15 protein-coding genes are annotated in these 13,881 nt (G+C 45.0%); 3 read left to right on the top strand and 12 right to left on the bottom strand.

Annotation, left to right across the window (positions count from 1 at the left end; all coding sequences use genetic code 11):
• Positions 1-24: 24 nt before the first annotated feature.
• The 3 genes from CIG75_RS21140 to CIG75_RS03890 are packed head-to-tail and all read left to right on the top strand — an operon-like array spanning position 25 to position 2,865.
• Positions 25-672 (top strand): DUF6431 domain-containing protein, encoded by a 648-nt coding sequence (locus CIG75_RS21140; RefSeq protein WP_227874229.1) that lies wholly within the window; start codon positions 25-27, stop codon positions 670-672.
• 44 nt (positions 673-716) lie between these two features.
• The gene (locus CIG75_RS03895) at positions 717-2,072 is read left to right on the top strand and encodes a DDE-type integrase/transposase/recombinase (protein ID WP_094234887.1); all 1,356 of its coding nucleotides are present in this window, start codon (positions 717-719) and stop codon (positions 2,070-2,072) included.
• Positions 2,065-2,865 carry an ExeA family protein gene (locus tag CIG75_RS03890; RefSeq protein ID WP_094234888.1) on the top strand — a complete coding sequence of 267 codons (801 nt, stop codon included), beginning with the start codon at positions 2,065-2,067 and terminating at the stop codon, positions 2,863-2,865. The genes CIG75_RS03895 and CIG75_RS03890 overlap by 8 nt, the downstream gene beginning before the upstream one ends.
• Positions 2,866-3,022: 157 nt before the next feature.
• Here the strand turns inward: CIG75_RS03890 and CIG75_RS21135 are convergent, their stop codons facing one another.
• The 12 genes from CIG75_RS21135 to CIG75_RS03840 all read right to left on the bottom strand — a co-directional run bounded on the left by CIG75_RS21135 (position 3,023) and on the right by CIG75_RS03840 (position 13,850).
• The gene (locus CIG75_RS21135; protein WP_407701270.1) at positions 3,023-3,172 is read right to left on the bottom strand and encodes a DUF4368 domain-containing protein; all 150 of its coding nucleotides are present in this window, start codon (positions 3,170-3,172) and stop codon (positions 3,023-3,025) included.
• A gap of 13 nt (positions 3,173-3,185) precedes the next feature.
• Entirely contained in the window at positions 3,186-3,410 is a 225-nt protein-coding gene (locus CIG75_RS21130; RefSeq protein WP_227874343.1) for a hypothetical protein, read from the bottom strand.
• Between the two features lie 87 nt (positions 3,411-3,497).
• Positions 3,498-3,986, bottom strand: a complete 489-nt coding sequence (locus CIG75_RS21125) for a recombinase family protein (RefSeq protein WP_265415060.1) — start codon at positions 3,984-3,986, stop codon at positions 3,498-3,500.
• Between the two features lie 75 nt (positions 3,987-4,061).
• Positions 4,062-4,442: a recombinase family protein gene (locus CIG75_RS21120; RefSeq protein ID WP_265415076.1), complete on the bottom strand. Its 381-nt coding sequence runs from the start codon at positions 4,440-4,442 to the stop codon at positions 4,062-4,064.
• A 417-nt stretch (positions 4,443-4,859) separates the two neighbouring features.
• The gene (locus CIG75_RS03880) at positions 4,860-5,717 is read right to left on the bottom strand and encodes a DUF5677 domain-containing protein (RefSeq protein ID WP_094235469.1); all 858 of its coding nucleotides are present in this window, start codon (positions 5,715-5,717) and stop codon (positions 4,860-4,862) included.
• A 111-nt stretch (positions 5,718-5,828) separates the two neighbouring features.
• A complete protein-coding gene (locus CIG75_RS03875; protein WP_094235468.1) occupies positions 5,829-6,635 on the bottom strand; it encodes a hypothetical protein in 807 nt (268 codons plus the stop codon).
• Between the two features lie 532 nt (positions 6,636-7,167).
• The gene (locus tag CIG75_RS03865) at positions 7,168-9,114 is read right to left on the bottom strand and encodes a DUF3732 domain-containing protein (RefSeq protein ID WP_094235466.1); all 1,947 of its coding nucleotides are present in this window, start codon (positions 9,112-9,114) and stop codon (positions 7,168-7,170) included.
• The gene (locus tag CIG75_RS03860; protein ID WP_094235465.1) at positions 9,077-9,577 is read right to left on the bottom strand and encodes a three component ABC system middle component; all 501 of its coding nucleotides are present in this window, start codon (positions 9,575-9,577) and stop codon (positions 9,077-9,079) included. Before CIG75_RS03860 ends, CIG75_RS03865 begins: the two co-directional genes overlap by 38 nt.
• Positions 9,574-10,701 carry an ABC-three component system protein gene (locus CIG75_RS03855; protein ID WP_094235464.1) on the bottom strand — a complete coding sequence of 376 codons (1,128 nt, stop codon included), beginning with the start codon at positions 10,699-10,701 and terminating at the stop codon, positions 9,574-9,576. Before CIG75_RS03855 ends, CIG75_RS03860 begins: the two co-directional genes overlap by 4 nt.
• Before the next feature lie 239 nt (positions 10,702-10,940).
• Positions 10,941-12,326, bottom strand: coding sequence for a 23S rRNA (uracil(1939)-C(5))-methyltransferase RlmD (gene rlmD / locus CIG75_RS03850; protein ID WP_094235463.1), 1,386 nt, complete (start codon positions 12,324-12,326; stop codon positions 10,941-10,943).
• Between the two features lie 13 nt (positions 12,327-12,339).
• Positions 12,340-12,927: a cyclodeaminase/cyclohydrolase family protein gene (locus tag CIG75_RS03845; protein ID WP_094235462.1), complete on the bottom strand. Its 588-nt coding sequence runs from the start codon at positions 12,925-12,927 to the stop codon at positions 12,340-12,342.
• Complete coding sequence (locus CIG75_RS03840; protein WP_094235461.1) at positions 12,924-13,850, bottom strand: diacylglycerol kinase; 927 nt, start codon at positions 13,848-13,850, stop codon at positions 12,924-12,926. Before CIG75_RS03840 ends, CIG75_RS03845 begins: the two co-directional genes overlap by 4 nt.
• Positions 13,851-13,881: the final 31 nt, after the last annotated feature.

Raw genomic sequence — 13,881 nt, 5'->3', positions numbered from 1 at the left:
CCTGTCCAAAGGTTGACGGATATAATGACCACCATACATATCCTAGAACAGGAAAAGGACGCCTCTGAAAGATGTGCCACTGCGCCAACAGTTGCACCAGAGTCGTCCCCCAAAAAAACCATATGGTTATTGTATCTCATTATCAAATTGAAGAAAAGCTTGGTGTTTTTCATACGGAGTGCAGAGAAGCATATTTGCCCAATATGTGAAGATGACTTGTACACAATCGGGAGTCGGAGGCGCGTCGGGCGAAAGCCAACCGGCGATCAGATCACCTACATAATTCGTCGTTTGCGTTGCAAAGGTTGCGAGCGGATTCATCATGAATTACCGGATTTGCTCGTCCCTTACAAACGTTATGAAACCGAATGCCTCGAATCAGTTGTGTCTAATAGACAGGCTCCAGACGTAGCAGCAGATGAATCGACCTTGTACCGCTGGCGCGTTTGGTTCGGGAAGTGTTGGCAGTATTGGGTGAATTGTTTATTAACAATTGCGTCGCGTTCAGGAAATCCGGTGGAGGCATTGTCCGTACCTTCATCATCTGCACTCCAACGGATCGGACATTTTGTCGGACAAGGCGTCGGATGGCTGGCGAGAGTTGTCCGCCCCATCGTTCATTCTCAATTATGGGTACATACCCGTTTTGCCTTCTTGTCCGACATCCCTTGATATATGGTGGATCTACATCCTATTGGAAAGGACTGTAGACTCCTATGAATAACGAAAAAAAGGCGGAAGAAGTCGCCGCAGAGCGCATGCAACTGATCTCTCCGCTAGTAGCCGAAGGGATTGACCCTGGCAAAGCCAAGGAACTGAAGAAAGCCATTTGTGAACAGACGGGCTTATCCGAGCGAACTCTTCGACGCTATTTGTCTGCCTATCGAACCGACGGCTTCGCTGGACTTCGACCTCAAGGAATGGGAAAGCGGCGATCAGCCGAAGCGATCACTCCTTATCTGCTAGAGCAAGCGATTCTGCTTCGTCGAGAAGTACCAAGTCGCAGTGTCGCGCAAATCATTCAGATACTCGAATGGGAAGGTTTGGCCAAGCCCGGTGAGATTAAGCGTAGCACGTTGCAAGAGAAATTGATGGAGCGCGGCTACAGCACTCGCCATATGCGACTTTACTCAACCGCCGGCCTTGCGGCCAGACGCTTTCAACACAAACAGCGCAACCGCTTGTGGCAAAGCGATATCAAGTTCGGGCCCTATCTACCGATTGGTGAAGGCGGAGCTAACAAGCAGGTGTACCTCGTTGCATTCATCGACGATGCGACACGTTATGTGTTACATGCCGCATTCTATCCGACACTCGATCAAACGATTGTGGAAGACTGTTTCCGTTACGCAATCCAAACAAGTGGCGTTCCTGAATCTGTCTACTTTGATAACGGCAAGCAATTTCGAACCAAAAGCATGACTCGCACATGCGCCAAACTAGGTATTCGCCTTCGCTTTACGAGACCATATGCAGCCGAATCCAAGGGGAAGATCGAGCGTTTCAACCGAGTCATAGACAGTTTCCTTGCGGAAGTGATGTTGGAAAAGCCGCAAACACTCGACCAACTCAATGAATTGTTTCAAGTTTGGCTCACCGAATGTTACCAGACCAAGCCCCACTCCGCACTTGATGACAGTTCAAGCCCTCAGGTAGCGTTCCGTAGCGACTCGACACCGCTCCGACTCGTCGAAGAATCAATTATCGCGGATGCGTTCCTACACAGCGAATCCCGAAAAGTGGACAAGGCTGGTTGTATCAGCTTTATGGGTAAAAAATACGAGGTTGGGCTCCCGTTCATCGGGCATAGAGTGGAAGTCGTCTACGACCCGCGTGACATCTCAACAATTACCATTGAATATGGCAATCACACGCCGTGGCAGGCGAAAGAGCTGACCATCGGTGAATGGGCAGGACAACGCCCCTCGTTGCCATCGACAATTGAAACAGTTTCAGCAAATGGTTCGCGGTTATTGGTCGCTGCAGAGAAGAAGAATCAAGTTCGAAAAGAACGTCAGACACGCGCTGTCTCGTTCCGTAAGATGCGGGAGGAGGCACAGCCGGATGTTTGAAGCGTTTTACGAAATGACGAGAACACCTTTTTCACGCGACATGCCGACTCATGAGTTGTATGCTTCAGATGTTTTGGAAGAAACGCTGGAGAGGTTGGCATATACCGCCGAAAGGCAATGGTTTTCAGTTGTGACAGGTGACTGCGGAACGGGTAAAACAACGACGATCCGCCGGTTTGCAGATGTACTTGACTCATCGAGATTCAAATTGCTCTATTTATCTGATTCGAAGCTAACGCCACGCCATTTTTACAAAGGATTGCTCGAACAATTGGGGTGTGAAGCGAAGTTTTATCGAGGAGACAGTAAGCGACAATTGCATCGGGAAATTGAATTGATGCGAGGAGTTCATCGCTTACAGCCTGTAGTGGTGGTTGACGAGGCGCATTTGTTGGACAAGGAGATGTTCGAAGAAGTGCGATTTTTGCTCAACTTCAGAATGGACGCTCAGAGTCCTATGGCCTTGATCCTGGTCGGGCAAAATGAGTTGTGGGAACGTCTGCAACTGCAGACGTTCACGGCTATTCGCCAAAGAATTGATCTGCAATGCAAACTTGTTCACTACGACCGCTCACAAGTGGGAGCATATATCTCACGTCATTTGGAATATGCCGGCGTTAGCCGGGATCTTTTTACGGACGGTGCGATCGATGAGATTTACCGTTATTCGAGCGGTACAGTTCGCTTGGTGAACAAAGCGGCGACACATAGTCTGATCTACGGTGCAGCGAACAAGCACCGGATCATTGACGACCACATGATAAAACGGGTGATCGAGGGAGAATTGACTTAATTCTCCCGCTTTTCCTTTCAGGGGTGGCACCGCTAACGCGGTCATCATTTCCGTCAACTCTTGGACAGCAAAGCCTGTCAGTTTACGGACATTATAGGGCAGTAGTAACACTCCCCCTTCACCGATTTGTGATTGATTCAGGGATGCTGTTACAACTCTAACTCACACCATGTAAGGGATTAGCGAACTTGTAGTGAATCATAATTCGCTGATTCTCCCCTACCTCAATTCTCTCCACCAGCCGATGCAAAAGTTCCGGTGTCAGGTCATCCATTTCCACGACCTTCCCCAACTCCTTAGAAATCATATTGCCCCACATCCTAATTCTTACTTTGCTGATACATGGATTGCTTGGCGACAACGATATCCTTCTGTAGTTGCTCCATCTTCAGGCGGTTATATTCAGTTATTTCCTTGTATTCGTCTTTTGTAATCGTTTCATCCGCGAGAAGTTTCAAGTACTTCCTGTTCTCTGCCTTGAGTTTGTCGATCCCTTTTTCTAATTGGAGGATTCGCTTTTCTTGCTCGCGTTCGGCTTTGCACATGTTCGCCTCGACCTTGGATAGAACTCGTTCCCTGTCCAAGCCGATACGGACGATTTCCCGCAGGTCATGGAGGATTAGGTTTTTCAGTTACTCTTCCTTAATCGCGTGACTGCTGCAAGCCGTTGCACCGTGCTTTTTGAAACTTCCGCAGACGTACCCTTTTCTAAATTGTATATACCAAAGCGAAGTACCACAGTCGGCACAGTACACATAGTTCGTAAACAGGTGTTTCTTCATCTTAGGGCGCTTCACAGATCGGCTTTTCATCAAGCTCTGAACAGCCTCGAAATCCTCTCGCAAAATGATTGGTTCGTGGGCATCCGAGATCACAACCCAGTCCTCTTCGGGAACTGTTTCTCGCGCCTTGTTTGTGACGCTTTTCGTGTGACTTCTGCCTTGCACAAGATCACCGACGTAATGCGGATTCTGCAAAATCAGTTTGATCGACGATCCTTGCCAGTAGAAACCCGCATTTCTTTTCCCCGCAACCTGAGCGGGAGTTGGGAAACCCAGGGCATCCATCTGTTTGGCAATCGCTTCGACACCTCTCCCTTGCAGGTACAGTTGGAAAATCATCCTGACTGCTTCCACTGTCTCATCTTGACGCTTTACGAGTCGTTTGTTCCGTACATCGTACCCGTATTTGAACTCTCACCGTGCGGCCATCTGCCGGAACACCGTCTTGATCCGCTTGGAAATGCGACGGCTTTCCTCTTCGTACAGCCATGCGTACAGACTGAACTTGTCCATATTTCCTTCGAGCGTGTTGATAGCACCATCTAAAGTGGTGATGTGGATTCTGTTCTCCTCCAACACGCGGCGAATCTTGTACGAGAGTTCCCCGTTCCGAGCCAACCGCGACAATTCTTTGGCAAGAATACAGTCAAACTTCCACTGCTCAGCATCTTCGATCAGGCGTTTCAGACCTTCACGTTTGTCTGTCGTCCCTGTCTCAATGTCAATGTAGAAGTCATGCAGTTCCCACCCCTTCTGGGCAATGAAACTGTAGAAAAGCGACTCCTGATTCTCAATACTCGTTTTCTGCTCTTCCTTATTCGTGGAAACCCGCAGATACGGCTACACCTCATGAGTTTACGCTACCTCCTCATGAGGTGTAGCCGAATAGGTAAAAGTTGGTGTGTCCTTATCTCTCCTCTCAGAGAGATCGTCCGTTAGAAATGGAGAATTTTCAACCGCTTATATTGGGTATTTTACAACCGTTGTTCACACATGCACCGAATCGTTGACGACCACATTGTGAAACAGATGATTGTGGGAGAATTTGCTTAATTCTCCCGTTTTTCTATCTTCTTATTTCGCTATGAAAAATGTCCATTTTATCCATCAATCTTTGGACATTAGATGTCGTCAGTTTTCGGACATAATTGATCGGTGGTAACAGTTCATAACAAAAAGCCCCCTAACCAAGGTGGATAGATGGGCATTTTTTTATTTTAGATATTCTTTTATCATTGCCTCATGTACCAGCCATTTTGAATAATCATTGAAATCATTCCTTCCAATTCTCTCTAGAATACTTTGTACAGTTTTCGAGAAATACTCTAGAGCAAAACCACAAGTTACGCTAATATGTGGACTATCATAAACTGGAGTTGAAGTAAAGTTACCATCTGCAATTACCATATTCTTTGTAACAGCTTGTCCATGTGATACCTTAGAGAGAAGGCTGTAGATCCGTTCATATTCGAAACTAAGTTCGGTGTATCGGGCCAGATCTCCAACGGTCACTTTCCTTGTCTTGCCATTAATTTTTTGATAGTTAAGGTCTCTCGCCAATGGAACTTGATACCAGCTCCTCTTTTTTTCGTATAAATGCTTTATTTCATGGTATCGCTGTGTGATACGTGTAATCAATGGTTCATCAATGATTACCTCACCATTGGCTCTATCCCTCTCATACATTAAATACTGTTCGAATTCAGCATGATAGTAAAAGGTATCTGCATACTCTGGGAACTTCTTATGAATGTATCTCAGGTTGATTAATCTTTCAAGAAGATTCCTTACCAATGTAAGTGCACCACCTAAAGAAGCAGCTTCCACCAAAGCCTTAACTCCAAAAAAATCTGAGATAGAATTTGCAAGTATTGTTCTTTCAGCATTGTGACACTCGTCAAGTGCTCCTATATCTATTAAATATTGTGTGAAAATATAATACTTTGTAAGATGACTCGTACGTTGAACAAGCAAGATTTTTTCCTCTTGATGCCTCTCAAAGAATGATCTAACAACAGTCTCTGTATAATCAGATATCCTTGCATCAATTTTTGGAATGGACAAATTCACTAGTCTGTCTACCTCCCTTTAAATGAAGTTGTACGTATTATTCAACATTCAGTCCCTAACAAAAGTATCCAGGACCTTGTGCTGGGATTTCTTTACATCTCGCCAACTACATCAACGTTGCCTGGTTTTCATATCATTGAAAAATTTCACCGTATTGTCAATTTTCACTCTAACTGACCAGTCATCAATTTTCTTGTTGTGATCAGTAAATTTCTCTACAATTCCCCGCCCCATTTTTCCAAATTCATTCTTATTAAAATTTACTGTCCAGTTCAAAGCTGTATAACTCTTCACCTCCCCCTTTTTCATAGGTACTTCATATTCAACAAGGAATTTTTCTCGATAAAGGGAATTTACCATCGTTTCGCCAAATGACTTTCTTAGTAAGACATGGGAAAGGGCAACATCATCCACGATTGCTCCCGACCAAACTTGAAGTCCTTCTAGTGTATGGGCCTTCGCTATACCTCTGCCAAAAACATTTCTTTGCGGATGGAAACCAGTCTTAACAGTTCTTACTGCTACTTCTCCATAGGTAATTGCAGCCCTAGCTGGGAAGCCGTATATTAGGAATTGGGTAAGTAGTCTATTTACGTAGTGTGTAAGTTGCTGGAAACTAAGCGCTGAGTCGTCAGAAGTCCACAAAAAAAGACTATCTGAAACAGAATGAGCATCTATCGACGAATCCTCGAATTCGTTTAACAGATGATCCAATCCGATCTTACCAAACGCATCTAGGATACCTTCTTTGTTTCTATTCATAGCCTTGGAGTTATCAACAATAAAAACTTGCTCTATAGTTCTGTACAGTTTCTCAATATCTTCGATTTTGTTCGCCATCAGAGCTTCACTAAATCCTAAAATATCGAGAAATGCTACATAAACGTTTTTTGGTCCGAAATCTGGATTTTCTCTCATTCCAAAACCTCCACTTTTATTGAAGTTATTCATTAGTTGCTAGTTTCTTCTTGAAGGAGTTTCGAGCTCGTGTAATATAATCATCATCACCAGATTGAATTTTCTCAGTACGTGCCCGAAACCCATAGTGTACTGCAAATCGTGCAAACCTTTCATTCCAAACCACAATGACAACCGCATTGCGGGAACCTTCTTCCCCCGCTGTCTAATGTACTTTTTCAAGATTCGCCACCGAATGTCACTAATGGTCCGGGATGCCTTCTCGTATCCACCTTCTTATTGTCTTGCGGTCACGACCCAACCATTTTCGCGATGGATGTGATGCTCATCCCTCGCTGTCTAATTTCTTGAATCATAAAGAATTCCCCATTCTTGACCAATTTATCTCTCCTCTCGGAGAGATTGTCCATTGGAAGCGGGGAAATTTTCAACCGTTTAAATTTGGAATTTTGCAACCGTTGCTCACATAATCTTAGAATCAAAACTAATAAAAGACCTCCAGAAAGATTTTTATTAAGTATTTATTTACAACTTATATCAATGCAACTCCATCTCTCCATCGCTCTCTAACGTAATCCTCAAAATTGTATTTCCCAAGATCCAAATTGTCGACATGATCGGTAATGATTATTTGTGGTTTATAACCAACTATGCGGCCAATTTCCTCTACTTCGTCGAGTATTGTTGAATATATCCTTTTCACCGCTTGAATATCTTCTTGCTCTACAATATCAGAAGTAGAATCTTTTTCTTCATCAAAGAATAAAATATTCGGAAAATACACCTGGCTCGGCTGATCAAGGAACAACAAACTAGGCATCACCGACTTTCTTTCAACAGCAAAGAAGCGAAGCAAGCTCAGGAACAGTGCAATATGGCATGACAACCAGTTAGCTCCACTCCCCATTTCATTTAGATATATCTCGCCTGACTTGTCCTTGTGATAGAGTTCAAACTTCTGCAAATCGAAAACTAAGTCAACTGGATCGAACTCTTTTTCAAAATCCAATCCTTTTGCTATTTTATTCATATTGTAACTAAGATCCGATGCAGCCCGTTGATACAACGTTTCTATACTGTATTTTTTTATCTTGCCCTTAAGCTCAACAATCTGTTTGTTGAGGGCTGTCATATCGATACTCTTAAAATTACGTCTTTGCGATAGTGACTTTACCTCTGTATCAATTCGTGCCTTGGCGTAAATTACTTGATCGGTGTATTTTTTGTTGTTCCTTAGATTCTCCCTCATCTCCTCAATTTTTTTGACTTCCGAACTCAGTCCACGTATTAACTTCTGGATTTCCTCTTGTTTGTTCTTCAATTGAGTTATTTGCTCTGTAAATGATTTTCTATAAGGTGGAATTTTAGTAATCTCATCCTCTAGCCATTCCAGAGATTCTTGTAGATTTATTATATCAGAATTTATTTCTGTGTTATCTTGGCCGCATAAAGGGCAAGCATATTTCTTGAGCTTCGGTCGCGATTTTGCCCCTTTTGATGCTAAGGTTTTCAATCGTTCTGAGTACTCTCTTCCATAATTTTCACTACGGTTCAAATTGGTTATTTCTCTCTCTAATGCCTGATTTTCTCGAACCTTTGCTTCCAATTCCGCTGTTAATTGAGCGTACCTTTGTTCCAAACCGTCTGAAAGATAACTTTCTCTAGTGAAGTCTGGCAAGTTATCTCGGAGCTTTAGAAGATCTTCTAGTGACAATCCATCTTGATCAAATCTAACACCTATCAAGTTATAGTAATTCTTATAGGCGTTGATCAGATCAAACGTTGTTTCTTTTAGCAGTTTTTTGTCACGCTCTTCTTCCCTTTCTAGTTGCTTTTTTTGTTTTTCAAGTTGGTCAAGAGTAATTCTGTAGGAATAGTACTCTTGATCAACCCATCCAGCGAAAACTGGGAACTGCTTAATTACTTGTTCCTTCTTCTTAAAATGATCAAACCTGTAGAATAGCGCAAATTTACTTGCGATCAAGTTTTGATGTTGCATAAGATATGACATCATATTACGGATACTGGCCTTGCCTTCTTTCTTAATATCTACTTCTTCAGTAGTATCTGTAACATTTAAACCAAGTGAACTTTCGATCACTTGTCTTACTTCCTCAATTCGATATAGCGATTTCTCATTAAAGTATTTTAGACTTACGTCGTCTAGTTTAATGCCGATGTTTTCGCTTCTTAAATACATATGAGTTCGACCATCAATGTCAAATGCTCTTCTTCCAATTACCAGTGCTTGAGAGTTAACAACAAAAATAGCTGCATATAAATATGCGAAATTAGTGATCTTCCCTTTGGGGATTGTCGAACGTGTACTACCAAGGCAGTAATCAATGATGTCCAACAAAGCACTTTTTCCACTTTTAGAATCCCCAGTTATGATGTTGACCCCTTCATCTAGAGGAACTTGACGTTTATCCCCTTGCTCATTAAACAATAGAACGCCCTTGAAGTATGCTTTCATCATCTATCACCCCGAAATAAGATAGTACGTGTTTTGTCTCCGCCTTAGAGAAGATGACTCCCAAATAGTATGCAGCTTTGTAGTAATCAAACAGTTCCGAGTTTTTTTCATCCTTAAACGTGACAGTTTCAAGTAGTGAAACACTATAAGACACCCTAAAACACATCTCATTATGCCCAACAATTAACGACTTTTGGGTAAGCTTCTTGTAATAGAAGTATCGCTCCTCAAGGCCACCTAACATCAAACGCTTCTTTGGGTCCTTGAAAAACTTTTCGTATAAGGAACTTTTTTGATTAGACGAACATAGGCCATCACGCGAAGCCCCGTAGTAAACTAATGGAAAAACTAGATAGATCGCTGGCAAATCCATCTCCTTATTCTTGCACCCACTTAAGAAATGCTGGATAATTTCGCTACCTAGAAACGGATTCAGAGAAATATGACTGATTGCTCTTACACTCATACGCCATCACCCAAGTACCATTTTAGTTTGCCTTCATCAACAATTTCATGTATTGTTCCTCTTTGGAAAAAATCTTGATTATACTTTATCCTGCCTATTGGCTTTGGAGGAATAATCATAGCATCATTATAGAATTTTCTAGAATTTTTATAGATAACTATCTCAGCCTCCCCTTGGCAGTCCTCTAGAAAATTATCCTTACGGTAGTTAAGTTCTTGCATAATGTTGTCTTTATACAACTGAAAGTCCTTATGGAAAATCGCATCTTCGCTGTAAAAGTCAATAACTGTAGTATTTTTTCTCCATACGTCAGTTATCGCTTCATCAATTCTTTTATGGTGCTCTATCTTCCTTATCTCCTGTACAAAGCAACGTGTTTCATATCCAGAAGTTGTTGCCGGTAATCTTAACGCATAATGATCGACTAATGATCGATCACCTCTGGTGTATCTCTCGATATGATCAGTTACGAGTTCTTTAAATTCCTCATAAGATATGTCCCATCTATGTGGCGGATCTGTTGGAATCAGAATAATTGCACCCAACAAGCCTCTAATAAAACTTACCTTGTCGGATTCATCCACAGTAAACAGTGCCCGGTCACGTTTCAAGTATTCTAACCTTTGATGCACATTTACCTGATCACTATCGATTACCACCTTTTCTAATACATCAAGTAGGACGTCCTCATCTGCAAAAATGAATTCATATAGTTTCCGGAAAGCTGCTTCTCTGGACTTTTTTTTCTCGCCTTCCTTCTTTATACGTTCTAATTTTTCAACGTTTTGCAATTGATTCCATTCATGATAAATAGAATCTTCGGTATAGCTAGAAGTTGTGTATAAGATAAACTTTTTAAAAATGATAAGTTTGTCCTTATTTTCAACCCAGTTTTTCAAGGTGTTCCAAAAATCTCCATGGCGATTGGATAAGTTGTGCTCCTCAAGATGATGTTTGGCTTCGGCCTGATATGAGTCATGATCAGATTCCTTTGAGATGTCTCCAAACATTTCAATATGAATCTTCTCGCCTTCTTGCAAACTGAAGCAAGCCTCTAATGCTACTAACAGTTGAAAAGTATTACCTAATTGCGATTTTGTAGCATCATTTTTCAATCCGTTCATAATTGACGCTCCTAAGCTCAGAGTTGAAGACAAGCAAGTTAGGTTTTATATATTCATTGAGAGTATTGTATAAATTATTATATCACAGGTAATAGAAATAGATCTTACAATTGTCATCATTTTGTTTTCTTACTAAAATAGCGCATATAAACCACTACGATTGCTTCCATCACAGTAATAAAAAAATCCCCCTTTCCAAGGGGGATTACACAACTCAAATCTCTCGAAGGCCACACCTCTTAATTGTCCTTCCTCACCAGCCACGCCACACACTCCACATGGAACGTATGTGGAAACATATCCACCGGCGTCACTTCCACGGTCTTATACCCGTGATCCTCCAAATAGCGTAAATCCCGAGCCAGCGTCCCTGGGTTGCAACTCACGTACACCACTCGCTCTGGCTGCATCTCCGCGATGGTCGCCAGCAGGCGCTCATCACAGCCTTTGCGCGGCGGGTCCACCACCAGCACATCGGCGCGGACCCCGTCGCGGTGCCATTGCGGAATCACCGTTTCGGCTTCTCCCACGGCGAAGTGTGCATTGCGAATTTCGTTGAGCGCAGCGTTTTTCTGCGCATCCTCGATCGCTTCTGGCACAATCTCCACGCCATACACTTCTTTTGCCTTTTGCGCCAAGAACAGCGAAATCGTTCCGATCCCGCAGTAGGCGTCGATCACCGTCTCCGAGCCAGACAGATTCGCATACTCAAGCGCCTTCCCGTACAACACTTCAGTCTGCACCGGATTCACTTGGAAGAATGACCCCGCCGAAATTTCGAACCGAATCTCCCCGATCGTATCGGTGATCGTGTCTTTTCCCCAGAGCGTCCGCGTTTCGTTTCCAAAAATCACGTTGGTCTGCTCGCGGTTGATGTTCTGCACGATGCTCACCAAATGCGGGATTCTTGCCCGCAAGCGGTCGATGAGCACCTCTTGATGTGGGATCTTCCGTCCGTTCGTCACCAGCACGAGCATCGTTTCCCCGGTATGAAACCCAGCTCGTCCGATGATGTGGCGCACCAGCCCGCGACCACTCGCTTCCTCATAGTGCGGGATCGCCAGCTCCTGCAAGATCGCTTTTGTCGTATGTACGATCTGATCATTGTACGCATGCTGGATGTCGCAGCTCTGCATCTCGATGATCTCATGCGTCCGCGGCGCATAAAAGCCCACCGCCAGTCGCCCGTCGATCTCGCCAATCGGAACTTGCGCCTTGTTGCGGTACTGCCAAGGGTTGTCCATCCCCAAGGTTTCATGCACCGTCACACCTTCCAACTTGCCGATGCGAGTCAGCGCATCGACCACCGTCTGGCGCTTGTGCTTTAACTGTGCTTCATAGGTCATATGTTGCAGATGACATCCACCGCAACGGTGAAAAATTGGGCAGGGCGGTTCGGTGCGGCTTGCTGTGTCGGATAGGACTTCGATCAACCGCCCGTTGGCATATGTCTTTTGCACGCGGATCACTTTAGCTTTCACACGCTCGCCCGGCAAGGCGCGCGGGATAAACACGGTGAAGCCTTCATACTTTCCGACGCCTTCGCCTTCATGTCCGAGCCCAGTGATGTCCAGCTCGATATATTGATTTTTCTCTACAGGTACCTGCAGTTTCGGTTTCGCCATCAAACAAGTCTCCTTACGTGGTGCGCGACAGGATTTCGTCGCGAAGTTCGGTCGCTTCGTGCCGCCAGCGTTCGATACGTGTCATCAGTTTGTCGTCCGCCCCGCCAGCGAAGCGGATGTTGGCCATACAGATTTCTGTGATGCCCATCACCCCAGCATGGGCCAGATAGGCGATCACGCGCACATCGCTGTGCAGTGCGCTCCCCACCTGTGGGGCCAGTTCTTTCGTCAAGCGCAATACTTTGACGATCGTGCCTGCGATCTTCGCCGGACTCCCGACATCTTTGCGCACACAAGCGGCACGCTCGCCTTGGATGATCTTTTGTGCCTCATAGACATCGCCTTCGCCATAATCGAGCAGGCGAACGCGCAACTCAGCCGCTTCGGTGAGCAGTTGATCGATGCCTTCTGTCCCTTCCCCCCGCTTGTGCAGGCGGTTCTTCGTCACGCGAAGCAGCAGTTCGGCCAAAGACGCGGCAAGCGCACTGCATGCCGCGACGACCGTGCCACCCGCTGGGCTTGGCACTTCCGGGTGGGCGACCCAGTCACAGAGGTTGGGAAAGGGCTCATCGACGAACCTGCCCTTGCGCGTTCGGGTCATGGCAATGCCAACCTCCCGCCGTCTGCCGGATCTGCGACCAGCACTTTCAGATGGTGCTTTAAGCAGTTGAACTTCTGCGGCAGGTGTCCGCCGAACTCGCCATCCAGATTCAACTCCACCAGCTCTGGTGAGGAAATGGTCAGCGTCTCGGTTTGGAAATAGATCACACGATCGCTGTTCGCATGCTCGCCTTTTAATGCCAATCGCGCCAACGTGATCAATTCTGGCAAATTGACCTGTTTCACCAAAATCACATCGAACAATCCATCGTTCAACTTCGCATTTGGCGCCAGTTTTTCAAAACCGCCCACCGAGTTCGAATTGGCGATCAGACAGAGCATCGCTTTGCCTTCATAGGCAAAATCGGGCGAGTCGATCTCCAAATGGATCGTTTTCAGACCTGGCAATTTTTCCATGCCTTTCACATAGTAGGCCAACTGCCCGAGGTGCGTTTTCAACTTGCTTGGCACTTCATAGGTCAATTCGGTCAGTTTTCCACAGCCCGCGATGTTGATAAAATAGCCGTCCTCGCCAATCTTGCCAACATCCATCGGGACAGCATTGCGCTTCACGATGATCTCACAGGCTTTTTTCAAATCGCGCGGGATGCCAAGTGCTCGTCCAAGGTCGTTGGTGGTGCCCGCAGGCAGAATCCCGAGCGTCGGGCGATAGTCAAGATTGGACAGGCCGTTGACCACTTCGTTGATCGTACCGTCACCGCCAGCTGCAATCACATAATCAAAATGCTCAATCGAAGCTTGGCGCGCCGCGATGATCGCGTCATTCGCTCCGTGCGTCATGGCACAAGAAACTTCTAAACCGCCAAGTTCTAATAGATCCAACACATCCGGCAAGTGGTTCCGCAGAGCTTCCTTACCGGCGCTGGGGTTATAGATCAGCCTTGCGCGCGGTCGTCGCGTCATCGAGCGACACCTCCTGTAATAGACATGCTGT

It is taken from the genome of Tumebacillus algifaecis (genome assembly GCF_002243515.1).
Classification (GTDB): domain Bacteria; phylum Bacillota; class Bacilli; order Tumebacillales; family Tumebacillaceae; genus Tumebacillus_A; species Tumebacillus_A algifaecis.
Note: the sequence above shows the minus strand (reverse complement) of the source record. Positions and strands in the feature narration are given on the sequence as shown.

Bases quoted from the DNA above. Each gene is read 5' to 3' on its own strand.
- CIG75_RS03890 (WP_094234888.1), top strand. From the start codon at position 2,065: ATGTTTGAAGCGTTTTACGAAATGACGAGAACACCTTTTTCACGCGAC.
- CIG75_RS21140 (WP_227874229.1), top strand. From the start codon at position 25: ATGACCACCATACATATCCTAGAACAGGAAAAGGACGCCTCTGAAAGA.
- CIG75_RS03845 (WP_094235462.1), bottom strand. From the start codon at position 12,927: ATGACCCGAACGCGCAAGGGCAGGTTCGTCGATGAGCCCTTTCCCAAC.
- CIG75_RS03895 (WP_094234887.1), top strand. From the start codon at position 717: ATGAATAACGAAAAAAAGGCGGAAGAAGTCGCCGCAGAGCGCATGCAA.
- CIG75_RS03865 (WP_094235466.1), bottom strand. From the start codon at position 9,114: ATGATGAAAGCATACTTCAAGGGCGTTCTATTGTTTAATGAGCAAGGG.
- CIG75_RS21135 (WP_407701270.1), bottom strand. From the start codon at position 3,172: ATGATTTCTAAGGAGTTGGGGAAGGTCGTGGAAATGGATGACCTGACA.
- CIG75_RS03860 (WP_094235465.1), bottom strand. From the start codon at position 9,577: ATGAGTGTAAGAGCAATCAGTCATATTTCTCTGAATCCGTTTCTAGGT.
- CIG75_RS03875 (WP_094235468.1), bottom strand. From the start codon at position 6,635: ATGAGAGAAAATCCAGATTTCGGACCAAAAAACGTTTATGTAGCATTT.
- rlmD (WP_094235463.1), bottom strand. From the start codon at position 12,326: ATGGCGAAACCGAAACTGCAGGTACCTGTAGAGAAAAATCAATATATC.
- CIG75_RS03840 (WP_094235461.1), bottom strand. From the start codon at position 13,850: ATGACGCGACGACCGCGCGCAAGGCTGATCTATAACCCCAGCGCCGGT.
- CIG75_RS03855 (WP_094235464.1), bottom strand. From the start codon at position 10,701: ATGAACGGATTGAAAAATGATGCTACAAAATCGCAATTAGGTAATACT.
- CIG75_RS21130 (WP_227874343.1), bottom strand. From the start codon at position 3,410: ATGTGCAAAGCCGAACGCGAGCAAGAAAAGCGAATCCTCCAATTAGAA.
- CIG75_RS21125 (WP_265415060.1), bottom strand. From the start codon at position 3,986: ATGATTTTCCAACTGTACCTGCAAGGGAGAGGTGTCGAAGCGATTGCC.